Origin of the sequence: Moorena sp. SIO3B2, from assembly GCF_010692525.1 — a bacterium.
Lineage (GTDB): Bacteria > Cyanobacteriota > Cyanobacteriia > Cyanobacteriales > Coleofasciculaceae > Moorena > Moorena producens.
In genome coordinates, this window is record NZ_JAAHHE010000107.1 from 4,160 (window position 1) to 20,928 (window position 16,769).

The window sequence follows — 16,769 nt, forward strand, 5'->3', positions numbered from 1 at the left end:
TACTGATGTCTTGGCTTCTAGTAAACGTAATAGGTTGTAGCATTGACATGTCTCCTGAATGACTATGACTTCCTGAGCTTTTGAGAATTATTTCGGGATTTAAGCAGGTGCATCTCATTAAAGCTGTTTTACTCGGTGGTGCGTTACGGGCAGCAACCTAACCCTGGCTACCGAGAAAATCCTCGGCCCCCCTAACGCACCCTACGCAAAATTTTCAAATATGAGATGCACCCATTGAACCAGGGGTGATTGGATCAAATCACGGTATTTTTTGACCATTTAGTCAAAAAATGACCAAAAAAAATTTTGCTACCTCTGAACCGATTATTCGAGTACAGACAAAGCTACCTCCAGAATGTCATCTAGATAAGAACAACTTGGATGTATTTTACCTCGGACATTGAATCCCAATATAACATGATGTAGAAAGCGAGCGAGTTGACGTGGATTAGCCTCCCTTGGCAACTCCTGAGCGGCTACAGCCCTCTCTAATGCCCGCTCCAAGGCTTTGTCCACCTGCCGGGTTAGGCACTGAACCATCTTAGCCACTGCTGGGTCATGGGGAGCCAACTCCATCATGGTATTGGCCATCATACACCCACGATATTTGGGACAGATAGCCTCAGAAGCCAACCCTCTGATTAGATTACGGATGTTTTCTAAGGGAGAGCCCGGTTCATTCAACCGTTGCTCAATGCAGCAGACTACGGTTTGTCCATAGTGCTGTACTGCCTCCAAAAACAGAGAATGTTTACTACCAAAGGTGTTGTACAGGCTTTGGCGTTGGATGCCCATGTGCTTGAGCAGGTCATTGAGCCCGGTAGCATTGTAGCCTTTAGACCAGAACAAGTCCATAGCTTTTTCTAGGGCTTCTTCCCGGTCGAACTCTAGCTTTCTTCCAACCATAGTTTTAGGTTAGCACAATTTTGACTATTGGGACTTAGACAAAAATCAAGCCCAAATATACCCCAAAGTGGCTTGATAAGAGGCAAATACCTCCTGATGGTAGGTAAGCCAATTAAAGAACCGGAAAGACATTGCAGTACGATTTGCATCCATTGCTTCTGTAAAGGTGTTCATTCGCGTAGGGTGGCCTTTGGCCAAGGTTTATTAGCCCATTGCCTTCTTAACCCCCCAGTAATTTGATGCCAAATGATAAAATTATAAGCACAATAAACTAAAAGAAAATGCCTTAGTAAACTGCGTTTATTCCTCACTTGATATTTTCGTAAACCTAACCAGCCTTTAGCTTCACGATAGAAGACTTCAATCCAATTCCTTTGAGAATAAGTTTGAACTATCCACTCTGGGTTTACTATTGATGACTCTACGTTAGTCATAAAGTAGTCGATATCTGGGCGTTGCTGATTCTGGGTATGGTTTTGCCCCCCTAGCCCCCCAATTTTGCGGTGCGACCCGTGGCGAATTTAATTCGCCGACGGAAAGCGCACCGGTGGGGGAATAAGACTTTCTTGCGTCCCCCAGCGAGGGATTGCTCGCTGGGGGACCCACGGGGGCTTGACCAAAACCAGATGATCGCGTATTCATTCCTTGATTCAGCAACGCCGATATCTGAGGCTCCTGGTGCTGAGTTGGCATTCATGACGATAGCAAAACTCTTTTCTCCTTCATTAGCTGAGATTTTCCCGGTGAAGGTAGCTACCCAAAGGGTTTTCGGCTTTTTTAGATTGAGTTTAACCGGAGTTAAGTCCTCTTTTGATAGGGACGCGCGCTAACTCGTCTAATCGAATTTATTGTTCTGTTTCTGTCCTTGACTCGGTTTTTCTTATTACTTTGAGGCCCGACCCAAGGGCAGTTTACCTGCCCATTGGAACGCGCGCCTATTCGGTTTTTTGCCAACCCTACTAAGAGGTTGTCTGAGAAGTCTCATTTGCTACATCAAAGCCCCCTAAATCCCCCAATTTTGGGGGACTTTTAGCCGCAAATTGATTCTTGTTCCCCCCAGAATTGGGGGGCTAGGGGGGCAAAATTCAGTATCAAAAAACTTGGGAGATATCCTCTAAATAGTTCAATCGTCTTTTTTCCAATTCTTTCACTAATGTTGAGTTATTCCCATACCCAGTATCAGTTAGTACCACTCCCGGTTTATATCCTCTGCTTAGACTTCTATCTACTAACTCTCAAGCGAGTTCAGGTTTATTTTTAAATTATTCGTCTTTTTTTCCTGAGGGCAATGAATTAGCGTGTTGGGACAACTCTATGTCTAATGGTAGGCTTTTTTTTCGTCATACAGATGAGTGTAACCCATGACTATTCCATTGTCTGTTTTGCCAATTTCACCAATATACTGTCGGACAACGACCTTAGTAAAGTTACCACTTTTTCTATGCCCCGAATCATCAATAATTAAGTTTAATCCTCGTCTGATTTTTGTTTGGGAACACTTATGCATAATTTGTAACCGACGTTCATTCACCTCCTGGTATGACCAAGGAGCCTCCGTCAAGAAGTGATGTAATCCATGGTAAGTCACACCAACAGCATTCTCGGCGATCTGATCAAGGTTTTGTCTCTCACTTTCCCCCAATAATCCCCCGATGAGTGTGCCCTTACTCCCTTTTTTGAGCCTTTGTTTTGAACACCTCATCAAAGTGCTTACACCATCTCTCAAAGCAAGGTGGCATCGCTGCGGGAGTTGTCTGTTTGATCAGGATTGACCTCGACGTGAAAACTCGGCTTAGCAAGTATTATACCCTCAAAACACCTTTTTTATTGTTTAAGTCCCACTAGTCGCAGATACGGACAAAATGGATATCCGAAGCCAAATGGAAAACCAGCACTATGGATTCCTAGCTATTTTGCTGCTTCCGTTGCTGGAGCTTCTATTGAGGTGCTGAAAGAGTACATCAACAATCAAAGAAAGCCGTCCTAGAAGGACGGGGCTTCGGCAAAGCCGACGCTACGCGAACAGACCCATTTTTTTTGGTGAGATTAGCGGTAACATATAACTCAGTAAACTTAATTATGTTAACTTTTAAATAGGACAGTAATGACTAATTTAGGGGACAACCTAAAAAAAAGACGAGAATCCCTAAATATCACCCAGCGGGAAATCGCTCATGAATTGGGCGTAACCGTTACCACGGTGCAAAATTGGGAAGCGGGCAGGCATATCCCCAAACTGTACCCAAATCAGCTCAAGGCATTGTGTGACCTGCTGAAAGTTACCCTAGATGAATTGGCAAAGTGGGTAACTGATTGAACTGTTGGGATCTACCTAAAAAAAAACGCCCCATATGGGGCGTAACGCTTTCCTATTAACCTGGGACAGTGTCCCAACAGTTAATCAAAAACTAAAACAGGAGAGGATTATCGCCATTTTATTGGCTACTTGTTACAGCGCCTGTGAACCAAACTTTTCGCAAAACAATCAGAAAAAATTTTTGGGGGCAAAATCTGTAGGGAATCGGGAATCGGGAATCGGGAATCGGGAATCGGGAATCGGGAATCGGTAATCGGGAATCGGGAATCGGGAATCGGGAATCGGGAATCGGTAATCGGTAATCGGTAATCGGGAATCGGGAATCGGGAATCGGTAATCGGGAATCGGGAATCGGGAATCGGGAATCGGGAATCGGGAATCGGGAATCGGGAATCGGGAATTGGTAATCGGGAAACAATCTTGTTTAACCGATTACTATGACAACCGCAATCAGCGTGTTTTTATATGATTTGTAAACACAGGTATTGCAGAAATTTGCTTGCATACAAGAGGCAAAAGGCAAGATTGTCAAGAGATTCGGAGTGTTATTTTACAATAAAAAAATACCTCAATGGTTTACATCTCATTTGGAAACCATTGAGCGCGATCGCTAATACAAAAAAATGCCCTAAACAGGGCATTTTGTCAGTTGTCCTACGGAGTAGTGTTTAAAACGTTGTCTTTGTAGTGGTTGTGGTCCCTAAATGCCCACATCACCAAGAATTTCTGTCTTCCAAATCGCTAATTATGCCCCTAAGCAGCCATTTCTTCCATCATCATCGCCATTTGCTGCTTGGCAAGAATGTTTTTCATGTGCTTCTTCACCGTATTGAGGGTAACAAACAGTTCTGCAGCAATCTCTTTGTAGGAGTAATTGACTCGACGCAGTAACCAGACTTCTGCCTCACGGGCAGTTAAGCCATATTTCTGAACTTCAGCTAGGGCTATACTATGAATGGATTGACGTTGGTCTTCGAGGGTAACTATAATATAACGCTGCTCAGATATCCTCAGGTTGAGCCATCTAGCCCGAATCCGAAAGGTTGTGGAGTGACTCGTAGTAATCTCTGAATCTATAATTACAGATTGATGGGCATAGAATTCATCACTTTCTTTCAAGGCTTGGCAGACACGCCAGATTTCTTTAGGCACCACCGTAAAATGTTTGCTGTTCGGAGTAAGTTGCTCACAAAGAACACGAGCGGTTTCATTGCTATGAACCAAATCTCCTTGTGTATTCAGAATTAAAACACCGTCAATAAAACCTTCTAGTACTCCTTGCAGTAGACCATTGTCTAACTGTTGCACCTGAGGAGCGGATTTTTCTAGAGTGTTGGTGAGAGTATACATGGTCTGTTGACGCACTAACTGGATTTAAACTGTTTAGGTGTGCTTGACCCATTAAGAATTAAATTCGCCACGAGTCGCACCTGTTGAATCACACTTGGCTTAGCCATTTGTTACAGCACCTCTCAACCAGGGTTTTCGCAAAAAAATCCGACAAAAATTTTTTTTGGGCTTTTTTGCGAAAAACCCCCCGATCACTCGTGTAAATAAATACTGGGTGACTTTTGCCATTCCCCAACATTGATGCCTAAGATGTCTAGGGATGGTCAATACTGAGTCCAGTCTTCGGGCTGCCCTTTGTAGCGCTTCTCATGGGGAGTAGAGGTTAGTAGTTAGTGTAAGCATCTACCAACATAAACAACAAACTACTAACAACTAACTTGAGAACCGCTATCGATAGACTAATGCGTACTAAACACGATTGACCGTAGGTCACGCTACGCGATCGCATTTACAACAGGGACATAACCGATGAAAAATCTAGATCGAATACTCCGTCAGCTGATAGTTGAAGCATGTAATCATCCACCATTAAGTCTGGAACGTCGGCAAAAACTGAGCGAGGTACATCTACTAGTGATGAAATCCGGCAAGCTTTGGAAAGAATATAGCTCTTATTATAATGACGCTCTCCAAGAGATGTGGGAATATTGCTGTGGCCATCCTGAAGAGTATGACCCGACTATCAAAGGTGTGATTACTTGGCTCGACGATGAACTAAAAAAGCGACTGAGACGATTTCGAGATGCTGGCTATAGGCAACAGAAGCGGCAAATTACTGGCCTAAGCACAGAGGAAGGTAAAACTATTGACCCTGTAGATAGGGTACCAGCTGCTCCTGATCTACAGCCAGTTATGAAAATATGGCAAAAAACCTTGGATTGGGTTAAGACAGACCCAGACGGAGTATTACGTCAGACTTGCTTTAGGAAACGCCCTGAGATTAATGCCCAAGTCCTAATCCAGCGGCGACTCCCTCCTGATCAGCCTTGGAAAACGATTGCAGCAGAATTTAAGCTAACCCCACCAGAAGCTAAAGATTTGCCCAAATTCTATAACCGTAAATGCTTACCCCTGTTGCGAAAATTCGGTGTATGCCAGGGATATATAGAAGAAAAGTCAAAGACTGGTAGCTCGAAAAGCACCACAAAACCCCAACCTAGGAAAAAATCATGAGACACAACGCCAACATGCTATCAGATTGGTCAATCCCCATGCCGATTACCCAGTCGGCCCTAGAGATAGCCCAGCAGTTTGCTCAGTACCAACCCACCACGCAAAAGGCTGAACAAGTCTATCTCAACACCCTGGCAGTGTGTGCGGTGAATAACTACTTACGGATTCTGGGTATTCCCACTGACCTAACCGCAGGGGATAGCTGGAATTCAGTAGTGGGCTTGGCTGAAAATGTGGCTGACCTGAGGGTAACCGGTTTGGGGCGCTTGGAATGTCGGCCTGTCAAACCCGGTGATTTGACTTGTCCCATTCCCCAAGAGGTAAGATTTAACCGGATTGGCTATGTAGTGGTTGAGATTGATCAAGACCATACTGAAGCCACGCTGCTGGGATTTTCCGCAACTTCGGAAACCGGTGAATTAGTCATCCACCAATTGCGATCGCTTAAAGATTTACCAGCCTACCTCGATCAATTCCAACCTATGACACAACTCAGTCAATGGTTGGAGCATATCTTTGAAGCAGGTTGGCAGAGTTTGGAAACCCTTTTAGGTAACCAAGGTTCTCAGCCAGCTTTCGCCTTTAGAACCAAGTCTCAGACCATTAAGCGATGTAAACAGATTGAATGGGGCAAACCTAATCAAGGGGTGGCTCTGGTTGTGGAACTCACCCCAGAATCCGAAACGAAGCTGAATGTTCTGCTACAACTCAATCCCATCAATGGTCAAACCTATCTACCCCCCAATCTGCAGTTGCTCTTGCTAGATGAGGAGCAAGAAATGCTGATCAATGCCCAAGCCAGAAACCAGGATCAAGCCATTCAATTGGATTTTAGTTGCGAAGCCGGAGACCGTTTCAGTGTCAAGGTTGCTCTGGATAATGCCAGTGTGATCGAAGAGTTTGTGATCTGAAATTCCCAAATCCGCTGTTCCCGATTCCCTGTTCCCTATTCAGTACGCGCTATAACTAGGAATAACATTAGACAAAATACTGATTTTTGACGGTTGACAGTAAACCGTCAACCGTCAACCGTTAAAAAACTAAGCCAATGGCAAAGCTAGTAACTCTTAAGCTGGATGGGGATTTTGAGGAAGGTTTTCGGGTCACTCTGGAAATTGGCTCAGAAGGCGAAGGTCCGGAAACAGAACTTACTGGCAGATTGCCTCCAGCACCCAATCTAGTCAACCACTATCACGAGTGGCGGTCAACCTATCGCAGTCTGGGGAGCTCTTTGCGGGCAATCAAAATCAAACGAGTGGCAATCGGTGGTTCCATCAACAACCAGAGTCAGGGATTATGCGATCGCTTAAATCGGTGGCTGAAGTCAGAGTTATTTAGTCCACTGCGGGAAAAGTGGTTGGAAAAAGTGGGCACTACCGAAGAAGTCCGGGTGCTGATTCGTACCAAAAATCCCCAGCTCAGGCAGCTTCCTTGGCATCAGTGGGACTTTTTAGAGCGTTACCACCAAGCAGAAATTGCCCTAAGTACTCCAGAGTATGAACAACCAGGCAAATCGAACCAAAGCCGTGATCGACACAAGGTTAGAATTCTAGCGATTTTGGGCAATAGCGAAGGGATTAATATCCAACAAGACCGACAATTATTAGAGAATTTACCCTTTGCAGACATTACCTTTCTGGTAGAAGAACCACGGCAGAAGCTCAACGAAGCCCTGTGGGAGCAACCTTGGGATATTCTGTTTTTCGCAGGTCATAGTGAAACCGAGGCAGGAAGGGGTCGGATTCATATCAATCAGACCGATAGCTTAACCATTGACGAACTCAGAGAAGCCCTCAAAAAAGCCATAGAAAGGGGGTTGTCCCTAGCAATTTTTAATTCTTGTGATGGCTTAGGATTAGCCAATGAGCTAGAACAGCTGCACATTCCCCACATGATTATTATGCGGGAGCCCGTACCGGATCTGGTAGCACAGCAGTTTTTGCAATATTTTCTCAAAGCCTTTGCTAGTGGTAAGTCCTTGTATCTAGCAGTGCAAGAAGCCCGGAAAAAACTGCAAGGTTTGGAAGATCAATGTCCCTGTGCCAGTTGGTTGCCAGTGATTTGTCAAAATCCCGCTGCCATACCCCCAACCTGGCAACAGTTGCGTGGCAATCACCAGCGCCACCTGCTCCAATCGGCCCTGATCGTCAGTGTGGTGGTTACTATTTTAGTCATGGTGATCCGGCAGCTGGGAATGCTGCAGCTTTGGGAACTAAAGGCATTTGACCAGCTGATGCGGCTACGACCTAATCCAGGGGTAGACACCCGTTTGCTGGTGGTTGAAGCCACAGATGCTGAGATCATGCGCTATGGCTATCCCCTCCCAGATCAAACCCTAGCCCAAGTCCTAGACAAGCTAGAGTCTGATCAACCGCGAATGATTGGCTTAGATATCTTTCGCGAACGTCCTAGAGAACCTGGTCACCAGGCATTGAGCCGTCAGTTACAGCAAAATCAGAAATTCATTGCCCTGTGTAGCGCTAGGGAAGCTAACAACCCCAAAAACTCAGGCATCAAACCTCCCTCTGGGGTGCCAGAATCCCGCCTTGGTTTTAGCAATATCATGGCTGACCCTGATGGCATTATCCGTAGGCATCTTGTATTTATGCATCCCTACCACGATGACCCCTGTGCCACCGACCACTCCTTCAGTGCTAGGGTCGCATTGCATTACTTAGCCCAAGACCGAATCAAAGCAAAAACCATTGCTATGAATAAAATACGCTTGGGTAAGACTGTCTTAACAGAGTTGTCAGCTAATGCTGGGGGTTACCACAATCGTGATTATCGGGGGTTCCAGGTGTTACTCAATTACCGGAAAACTGTAGCCCGACGAGTCACTGTCACAGAGGTGCTAGAGGGTAAGGTCAAACCAGAGTGGGTCAAAGACAAAATTGTTCTGATCGGAATAACTGCAAGGATTGCCAAGGATTACCATCTTACCCCCTACAGTGCCCTGGAGTGGCCATACCAAGAAATGCCAGGGGTAATTCTTCAGGCTCAGATGGTCAGTCAGATGATCAGTGCTGGCCTCGGTGAGCGTCCATTATTATCGGTGTGGTCGGTCTGGGGAGACCTGTTCTGGGTTTGGGCTTGGTCAATCATTGGTGCTACCATTGCCTGGCGCTATGGTCGAATACTGTATTGGGGACTCGCTACGGTCACAGCGACAGGGGTTTTATATCTCCTATGCTTTGGTCTATTTACTTTAGGAGTATGGGTACCTCTGGTGCCATCAGCCTTAGCATTGGTAGCCACTAGTGTAATTGTGGTGGTTTACCGGAAACCACTTGGAGGGATCACTCCCTTAGCTCTGGATGGTATAATTATAGGATTTTTATCTGTATAAAAATCCTATAATTATTTATACCAGTTATAAATTGTTTGATAAAAAAAATTTATACAAACTGAATATTATGGCCAGAATATACCGTATTTTAAGTAAATTTTTAAGTAAATTTTTAAGTAAGTCCAGGACACTCAGCAACGAACCACTGAACAAAGTGAGTTTGATTGTGATTGTGGTGATTGATATTTTTATCTTAATCAATGTGTTTACAGGACTGAATGATATTAGCACATGGCCGATGAGTCCTGCTCAGACTTATCCATGTTATTACCAGTGGAACAATTACCGTAGACAAACTGATCAAGATAAAGACTATAACATTATTAGCCGTTCATTGGGATCAACTAGTTTTAAACAATCCTATCAACAAGCTGAAGAAGGACATCTGGGTAAAGTTTTTACAACCTGTTTGAAGTATGCAGAATACAAAGATAAGATTAACAATCCCGAAAACCAGAAAACTGAAAAAGCTATTAACCAAAAAAAATCAAAAATAAGTACCATTAAACGGGCTAATAACACCATTCGTGAACAATATGATTCCACACTCTTAGAAAAAATTGCCGGTCAATCTCGTCAGCAATCAATTAATCAAGTCAGTGCTGAACAAGCCAAACAAAAGTTAGAGCAAAATAATCGTAATATTTCTAGACTTCAACAGGAAATTAATAATCTTAAAAATGAACTGCTTTCCAGACCGGAAAGTGTTAGTTTTATAGATTTTATTAAGGATGAGAATAAATTTAAGACAATCCGCAAAAACTATCAACAGGCATCTTTCTGGTATCCAAGTATCCAATTTGCTTTTCAATCGCTCTTTCTGCTGCCGCTGATTTTTATCGCCCTATCCATTCATAAATTTACTCAACGAAGAGGATATGGACTGATCGCGCTGATTAGCTGGCATTTGCTGGTAATATTTTTTATACCCCTAATCTTTAGAATCTTTGAGTTCCTTCAAGTTGGCGCTATCTTTCAATTTATCTTTGATATAATTAGTGAAATTTTCGGCAGGTTACTTTTCCTAGTCAGTTATGTTTATATCTTGTTTATTCCATTGATTGGTTTTGGAATTATCAAGTTTTTTCAAAAAATTGTATTTAATCCTAAACTTCAGGCAGCTAGCAGAGTCAAAAAATTACTCTGCATCAATTGTGCCAAGAAAATTAAACCCGATGATCACTACTGTCCCCACTGCGGTTATTATCAATATGTTGAATGCCAAAGTTGCCACAATATTACTTACAAATATTTACCTTACTGTAAACATTGTGGCGCTTGCCAAGATTCCGTAGTGGATTAAGGTTATTTCTCAGGGATTAGATCATGTCCGGTTGAATACTTACACAAGGCGCGAAAGGAAGGCAGAGGTAAGAAGGAAGAAGGGAGAAGTAAAGGAGTAAGGTTTCAAGGGTAATGGTGTTTTATGAGTAATTATCCTGATATAATATTAAATATTGAAACAGGGAACAGGGAGCAGGGAGAATTGTCTACTCCCAACTCCCAACTCCCAACTCCCAACTCCCAACTCCCAACTCCCAACTCCCAACTCTTTTCCTTGATTGGGAAGATAATGTGAGCTATGAAAATCAAACTTATTATGAATTAATGCAAATAAAGAGTTTGCTTAAATTTATTAAAGAAATCTGGACAGCAGAAAATTTTCTGCCAGAATAGTAATATTCCTATCACTCAGCAACGGGAGATCTGACAGTGAAATCTGAAATTCGCTACAAGCCGGCCTTTGCAGCAATTTTTGTCACTCTCGATCCTGGTGAGAGTATCACTGCTGAGGCAGGGGCAATGACCAGTATGGATGCTCAGCTTACCATGAAAACTCAATTTTCTGGTGGCTTCTTCTCTGGCTTGCTCAAGAAATTCTTTGGTGGAGAGTCTTTATTAGTCAATACCTTTAGCAATCAGACTCAGCAACCATTGAACCTAGTTCTTACTCAGTCCATAATTGGCGATATTGCTGGTGTGGAATTAGGAGAACGCAGTCTGTGTTTTCAACCCGGTGCTTATATTTGCCATACTACTGGGGTTAAGCTGGGTGTTCGGTGGGCAGGTTTTAAGAGTTGGTTTTCTGGTGAAGGACTATTTAAACTGAAAGTCAGTGGTAAGGGCACAGTTTTCTTTGGTGCTTATGGTGGTCTTACTCGCAAGCAGATTAATGGGGAATTTATTGTTGATACTGGTCATTTAGTGGCCTATGAACCAGGAATTATGATGAATATTGGGTTAGCTGGTGGCTTGTTGGGGTCTGTAACTTCTGGAGAAGGCTTTGTGAATCGGCTCAGGGGTCAGGGTGAGATTTATCTACAGTCTCGTAGTGTTGATGGTTTAGTCAAGTATTTACGTCCTAAGGTTTAGCTTCCTAATCCTTTACTATACCGTAGCCAAACCACTACATCTTTAACACTATCCTTCCTAAATTTCGTTATAAAAATGGAAATAGAACTATTACATCAACCAGATAGTGCGATCGCTCGCGTTGTTCTGGATGAAAATCAAGAATTCGTGGCAGAGGCAGGCTGTATGATTGCCATGAGTGGCTACATCAATGCCAGCACTACTTTACGACAAGGTAAAGGAGGTGGTATTTTTGGTGGATTAAAACGCTTGGTAGGTGGTGAATCACTGTTTTTAAGTGTTTTTCGCTCTCCTGTTGGTGGTGGCGAAATCTTTCTAGCGCCCAAATTCATAGGTGATATTTTAGTTTATCAAATGAATGGTCAAGAGTTGGTAGTGCAGGCGACTTCTTATCTTGCCAGTGAATCAGGTGTTGATATTGATTTAGGCTTTCAAGGTTTTAAGTCCCTGTTTTCTGGCGAATCAATTTTTTGGTTGACTATTAGTGGTTATGGTTCTGTATTGCTGAACTCATTTGGGGCAATTTATGAAGTACCAGTGGAAGGTGAGTATATCGTTGACACCGGTCATATTGTTGCCTTTGAAAAAAGCCTGAACTTTGAGATTACTAAACCTGGCTCTAGCTGGATTGGTGCTTTTCTAGGTGGAGAAGGGCTGGTTTGCCGATTTAAAGGGCAGGGTAAAGTCTATTGTCAAACCCACAATACTGGTGCTTTTGGTCGGCAAGTTGGTACTCAACTACCACCACGATAATTACCTGGACGGAAATAAAGATTGTTGCTTGAAGTAGGGAGTCGGGAGTCGGGAGTAGGGAGTCGGGAGTCGGGAGTAGGGAGTCGGGAGTCGGGAGTCGGGAGTAGGGAGTAGGGAGTAGGGAGTCGGGAGTAGGGAGTAGAGTTATAGCAGTCGCCAGGGTAATTAGGACATGACAAAAGTCTCAAACTACAGTTTGGCTTGAGTTTAACTTCTGACTTCTGACTTCTGACTTCTGACTTCTGCTATACTTCCCGTGAATTCATAATTATTTACACAGTATTGTTTACTATCCCTTGATATTAGTTCTAACAATACATAATAATAGATAGGCCATAAAAATGATGAATAAAATTGACTACGAAATTGAGCATTCTCCCGCTTATGCCTCTTTGATTATAAACTTACAGGCAGACCAAACAGTCTTAATTGAATCAGGAGCAATGGCAGCAATGGACTCAAGTATCTCGATGAAGTCCAAAGTACGAGGTGGCTTGATGACAGGACTGGGTCGGATGGTAAGTGGTGAATCATTTTTTGTTAGTGAGTTTACTGCTGAAAAAGAGCCTGGGCAAATTTATGTTTCGCCAGGAGTACCTGGAGATATTCAGCATTACTACCTGAGAAACCAGGGTTTAATGGTACAGTCTTCAGGATTTGTTGCCTGTAGTCCAGAAATAGAAATTGACACGCAATTTCAAGGCTTTAAAGGCTTCTTCAGTGGCGAGTCTTTGTTCCTGATTCGAGCTACAGGCCAAGGGGATTTTTGGTTTAGTTCTTATGGAGCAATTGTAGAAATTCCAGTGGCGGGTGACTATGTAGTAGACACTGGCTATATCGTGGCATTTGAAGATACTCTAAATTACCAGGTTGAGGTGCTGGGTGGTTTATCATTTCGAGGTCTTAAAACTGGAGTTTTGGGTGGAGAAGGGTTAGTCTGTCGTTTCAGTGGTGAAGGACGCTTATGGATTCAATCTCGTGAGCTTTATGGGTTAATTAATTTTTTAAATCCTTTCCGTCCAACTAAGAGTGACTAAGAAATTGGTAATAGCTAAATAGCAAGCTAATCACTAATCCCTAATCACTAATCGTAAGCATTCAGCCATTAGCTATCAGCTATCAGCGTGTCGCGTATCAGCTTAAGCGCTACGCGCACGCGATCGCGTTCAGCTATCAGCGTGTCGCGTATCAGCTATTGGCCTAGGGCCAATGGCTTTTCCCCAGACTTTCAATTTTATTTTAAGCTGACGGCTGACAGCTGACAGCTGACGGCACCTCAAGTAGCGTGCGCTTCGCGCATATGCTTACCACTAATCCCTAATCACTAATCCCCCATCACTAATTATGCCCTCTCCAGATATACCTCAGAGTCGCAACCCACCACCAAGTAACCGCCAACTATTGATTTTATTGGGGCTATTTATCAGTTTTATTGTGGGGGTTATTTGGCTGTTGAACTTGCTGATCAACAGTCTAATTGGGCTAATTCCTCCTAGTGTCGAGCAAAAGCTGGGAGCTGTAATCGTTCCGGTTTATGAGCAGCAGGCTCAACCATCACCAACTCAAGAGACCCTCAATCAACTGTTGGCGCGATTGGAAAAACAACTACCGCCAGAGCAATCTAAACAACGAGATTACCGGGTGCTTTATCTACCAGAGGACACAGTAAATGCCTTAGCACTACCGGGGGATGTGATTGTGGTGTACGCCGGTTTTTTGAAACAGGTCGAGTCAGAAAATGAGTTGATGATGGTATTAGGACATGAGTTGGGTCATTTTGCTCACCGAGATCATTTGCGGAGTTTGGGACGAAGATTGCTGGTGCGGACAGCGATCGCTTATTTTGTTGGTGATGTAGGAGCCCTAGAATCTTTGGCTATTTCCGGATTGGCAACACTCTCTAAGTCGAAATTTTCCCAGTCCCAGGAACAACAGGCGGATGAGTTTGGCTTAAGGTTGTTGCAGCAAACTTATGGTCATGTCGCTGGCGCAACAGATTTTTTTGCGAGAATGAGTCACAAACGAGGAGCGTCCTGGGATTTTTTATCAAGTCACCCATCTCCGGGTAAGCGAGTTACCCGACTACAGCGTCTGATTAAGGAACAAAATTATCCTCTCAAGGAGCGATCGCCTCTCCCGGAAAATCTGAATCAATCTCACCTGATATCAAGTCCAGTTGAATACCCATATTAAACGAGGGCAGAAGGCAGCTATGCTGAAGGCAGCTATGCTGAAGGCAATTGGATGGGGATTTAAACCCCATCCAATTGTGGACACCGTAAAGACGGTGGGGTTTTATAGCGCGTAGCGCTATATAGCACTACCGATTAAGGTTAGGACATTTATACAAGCTTAAAAGCTGTTGTAGTCCACTTTTGCCTTTTGCCTTTTGCCTTTTGCCTTGCGCGTAGCGCTATATCATCCAGCGATCGCTCTGTGTTTTTCGTACTACAAATCGAAGTGCGAAATCTGTTCCCTGATCCGAAGTTACCTGCTCGGAAGTCCCTACTCCCTAAAACCGAGAACCTTGTACCTCACCCAATTGACAAATCCTATTGGGTTTCTAAATGAGATGTAAACCTAGAAGGTCTTTTTTTTTATCCAATAAAACGCCGGATATCTTTCCCCTCTTGCTTCTTGCTTCTTGCCCCTTGCCTTTTTCTAAGGGTAATCGTTCACAACTCAAATGGATCCGGATCTGATCTCAAACACCAAGGAAACTAGAATACCTAAGCAAATTTTGCTTCAAAAAAAAATTTTTCTGATCATCTGCGAAAAGTTGGCTTGAGAGGCGCTGTAACAAGTAGCAATGAAAAAACGCCGCCTGGGCCGGTGTTTGATGAATTTCTAGAAAAGGTGTATTCTCAAATGATTAATTTGCTAAAGCAGCTTTGGACAACACTAGTTTCCTTCACTCTCAACATCAGAAAGCGCTGGCAACAATTAGCAGCAACGATACTGAAGGTATTCAAGGAACTAAGCGATAGTAATTCTCAGCCGATTGACCAGCAATCATCATCCCAAGAATCCCAAGAATTCAAAAAACTATCACAATCATCACAACTAACGATAGTAATGAATTACACACCACCGAATGATGGAGACGGACCTCCCAGTGAAACCGGAGACGCCGGATCTCTCTGGAAATTGTACCAGCTAATCCATGAAAATCCTGAGTTTAGTAACCCACAACTGTTACCAATATCAGCATCAAGACAACTACAACTATCACAACTACAGATGGTAAATACTTTCACACCACCCAATGATGGAGACGGCCCCGTAGGTGACGGCGAAAACGCCGGATCATTCTGCAAATTTCACCAGGTAATTGATGAAAATCCTGAGTGTACTGACCCACAAGCATCTAGTGTTACCAAGTCGTCTTCAGGTCAATCAACCTTGCCCTCTGACCCTGTCTCGCCCAAACCTGAGTCAAAACAATTGTCAACTGTCATGAGTTGGAATCCATTCACAGATTACAATCCACCGAAAGATGGCAAGGGACCCGTCGGTGACAGCAAAGATGCAGGTAGTTCTTGGCGCAGATAGTAGTTACTGAGTTTAAGTATACCAGTTTTCTATTCCTTAAAGTACTTTTTTCCTGGGTTTTAGAGAATAGGGAGTAGCGACTACATCGCTGCTCCCTATTCTCTATCCCCTGTTCAACACTTCTGGGAAAAAGCCAGCTTCCAAAACCTGCTCCTGAGCAAAAGAACACTCACAAGGAAAAGTGCTCAACTTAATCCCAGTTTCCTGGGCTGCCTTAATCCGAGCCTTCTGATAACTTTGCTCAAAGACCTCTGGCAAAAACGCTACGGTGCGCGCCTCCTAGGGCGAGTAAATCGCCCTTGGGTCGCACCGTTTTAAACTAGGACTATCCTCCAGCAATTCTTCCAAAGCGATACGCTGTTCAGTGATAGTATTGATCCAACTATCGCTCCTTTTCCCTGGTTGATACATCCACTTCAGTAAATGCATCAGCAACACAATCAAGCGACTTTTTAACTCGCGCTTTTCCCGTTTACCCATGCTTTCGACTTCTTCAATCAGATTCGCTACATCAACTTGGGTAAACTCACCCTCCCGTAACTGTTGCGCAGTTGCCTCGGTCCATAAGTAAAAGTCTTGCTGATAAAGGTTGTGGGTTGTTGTCATCGCTCATTTCCCCAATTAATTGATGCTAGCATTTGGAGACTCCCCGCTCTTACCTAGACGGGGATTTTGATTTGTTTGGCGATCCCAATTCTTAAGCCGCTACACAATAATTTCATGCTAAGAATTCAGCTGTCAGCTGTCAGTGGTCAGTGGTCAGCCTTTAGCTCAATACCTTTAGTGGTGCGTTACGGGGCGGGCTATCTCAACCCTGGCTACGAGGTGGAAAATGAGGGCGAGCCCTTCCCTAACGCACCCTACTGGCGTGGCACAGCTAAAATAGTGGAATAGAAGGATGATTATTTGAGGTCAAAAAAATGGGAAGAGGTCGTAGAGATAAAGTGCTGCTGACAATCGAACAAAGACGAAGACTAGAAAACATCAGTCGCAATG

General features: G+C 43.7%; 15 protein-coding genes and 5 pseudogenes. 14 read left to right on the top strand and 6 right to left on the bottom strand.

Translation table 11 applies throughout. From position 1 onward, the window contains the following. Window positions 1-324: 324 nt before the first annotated feature. The 3 genes and pseudogenes from F6K38_RS20895 to F6K38_RS20905 all read right to left on the bottom strand — a co-directional run. On the bottom strand, window positions 325-906 hold the full coding sequence (locus F6K38_RS20895) for a TetR/AcrR family transcriptional regulator (protein ID WP_008183453.1): 582 nt from the start codon (window positions 904-906) through the stop codon (window positions 325-327). A 45-nt stretch (window positions 907-951) separates the two neighbouring features. Further along, window positions 952-1,364, bottom strand: a pseudogene (locus F6K38_RS20900) (transposase); the annotation flags it as partial. A 642-nt stretch (window positions 1,365-2,006) separates the two neighbouring features. Then, window positions 2,007-2,669 (bottom strand): annotated as a pseudogene (locus F6K38_RS20905) (IS701 family transposase); the annotation flags it as partial. Between the two features lie 77 nt (window positions 2,670-2,746). Here F6K38_RS20905 and F6K38_RS20910 point away from each other — a divergent pair. From F6K38_RS20910 to F6K38_RS44310, 3 genes and pseudogenes are all read left to right on the top strand, one after another. Next, window positions 2,747-2,893: pseudogene (locus F6K38_RS20910) on the top strand (transposase); the annotation flags it as partial. A gap of 117 nt (window positions 2,894-3,010) precedes the next feature. After that, complete coding sequence (locus F6K38_RS20915; protein WP_008180395.1) at window positions 3,011-3,223, top strand: helix-turn-helix domain-containing protein; 213 nt, start codon at window positions 3,011-3,013, stop codon at window positions 3,221-3,223. Between the two features lie 203 nt (window positions 3,224-3,426). Further along, window positions 3,427-3,630: pseudogene (locus tag F6K38_RS44310) on the top strand (hypothetical protein). A gap of 346 nt (window positions 3,631-3,976) precedes the next feature. On the opposite strand, the gene F6K38_RS20925 reads toward F6K38_RS44310, so the two are convergent. Then, window positions 3,977-4,573: a helix-turn-helix transcriptional regulator gene (locus F6K38_RS20925; RefSeq protein ID WP_008183441.1), complete on the bottom strand. Its 597-nt coding sequence runs from the start codon at window positions 4,571-4,573 to the stop codon at window positions 3,977-3,979. Between the two features lie 468 nt (window positions 4,574-5,041). Between F6K38_RS20925 and F6K38_RS20930 the strand changes: the two genes are divergently transcribed. The 7 genes from F6K38_RS20930 (at window position 5,042) to F6K38_RS20960 (ending at window position 12,221) form a co-directional block, all read left to right on the top strand. Continuing rightward, window positions 5,042-5,746, top strand: coding sequence for a sigma-70 family RNA polymerase sigma factor (locus tag F6K38_RS20930; protein WP_287267526.1), 705 nt, complete (start codon window positions 5,042-5,044; stop codon window positions 5,744-5,746). Then, window positions 5,743-6,657: a DUF1822 family protein gene (locus F6K38_RS20935; RefSeq protein WP_008183434.1), complete on the top strand. Its 915-nt coding sequence runs from the start codon at window positions 5,743-5,745 to the stop codon at window positions 6,655-6,657. Before F6K38_RS20930 ends, F6K38_RS20935 begins: the two co-directional genes overlap by 4 nt. Window positions 6,658-6,794: 137 nt before the next feature. After that, window positions 6,795-9,095 carry a CHASE2 domain-containing protein gene (locus F6K38_RS20940; protein ID WP_008183432.1) on the top strand — a complete coding sequence of 767 codons (2,301 nt, stop codon included), beginning with the start codon at window positions 6,795-6,797 and terminating at the stop codon, window positions 9,093-9,095. 67 nt (window positions 9,096-9,162) lie between these two features. Next, window positions 9,163-10,398, top strand: coding sequence for a hypothetical protein (locus F6K38_RS20945; RefSeq protein WP_287267523.1), 1,236 nt, complete (start codon window positions 9,163-9,165; stop codon window positions 10,396-10,398). A 123-nt stretch (window positions 10,399-10,521) separates the two neighbouring features. After that, on the top strand, window positions 10,522-10,674 hold the full coding sequence (locus tag F6K38_RS20950; RefSeq protein ID WP_008183427.1) for a hypothetical protein: 153 nt from the start codon (window positions 10,522-10,524) through the stop codon (window positions 10,672-10,674). Between the two features lie 134 nt (window positions 10,675-10,808). Then, window positions 10,809-11,468, top strand: coding sequence for a TIGR00266 family protein (locus tag F6K38_RS20955; protein WP_008183422.1), 660 nt, complete (start codon window positions 10,809-10,811; stop codon window positions 11,466-11,468). 75 nt (window positions 11,469-11,543) lie between these two features. Beyond that, the gene (locus tag F6K38_RS20960) at window positions 11,544-12,221 is read left to right on the top strand and encodes a TIGR00266 family protein (protein WP_008183420.1); all 678 of its coding nucleotides are present in this window, start codon (window positions 11,544-11,546) and stop codon (window positions 12,219-12,221) included. Here F6K38_RS20960 and F6K38_RS20965 read toward each other — a convergent pair. Further along, the gene (locus tag F6K38_RS20965) at window positions 12,203-12,400 is read right to left on the bottom strand and encodes a hypothetical protein (RefSeq protein WP_287295153.1); all 198 of its coding nucleotides are present in this window, start codon (window positions 12,398-12,400) and stop codon (window positions 12,203-12,205) included. The genes F6K38_RS20960 and F6K38_RS20965 overlap by 19 nt on opposite strands. Window positions 12,401-12,565: 165 nt before the next feature. On the opposite strand from F6K38_RS20965, the gene F6K38_RS20970 reads away from it, so the two are divergent. From F6K38_RS20970 to F6K38_RS20980, 3 genes are all read left to right on the top strand, one after another. Then, entirely contained in the window at window positions 12,566-13,258 is a 693-nt protein-coding gene (locus F6K38_RS20970) for a TIGR00266 family protein (RefSeq protein ID WP_502708311.1), read from the top strand. A gap of 307 nt (window positions 13,259-13,565) precedes the next feature. Then, the gene (locus tag F6K38_RS20975; RefSeq protein WP_287267517.1) at window positions 13,566-14,414 is read left to right on the top strand and encodes a M48 family metallopeptidase; all 849 of its coding nucleotides are present in this window, start codon (window positions 13,566-13,568) and stop codon (window positions 14,412-14,414) included. A gap of 675 nt (window positions 14,415-15,089) precedes the next feature. Beyond that, entirely contained in the window at window positions 15,090-15,773 is a 684-nt protein-coding gene (locus F6K38_RS20980; RefSeq protein WP_131826917.1) for a hypothetical protein, read from the top strand. Window positions 15,774-15,875: 102 nt separating this feature from the next. Here the strand turns inward: F6K38_RS20980 and F6K38_RS20985 are convergent. Then, window positions 15,876-16,379 (bottom strand): annotated as a pseudogene (locus F6K38_RS20985) (DUF29 domain-containing protein). A gap of 114 nt (window positions 16,380-16,493) precedes the next feature. Here F6K38_RS20985 and F6K38_RS20990 point away from each other — a divergent pair. Then, window positions 16,494-16,667, top strand: coding sequence for a hypothetical protein (locus F6K38_RS20990; RefSeq protein ID WP_287254841.1), 174 nt, complete (start codon window positions 16,494-16,496; stop codon window positions 16,665-16,667). Window positions 16,668-16,769: the final 102 nt, after the last annotated feature.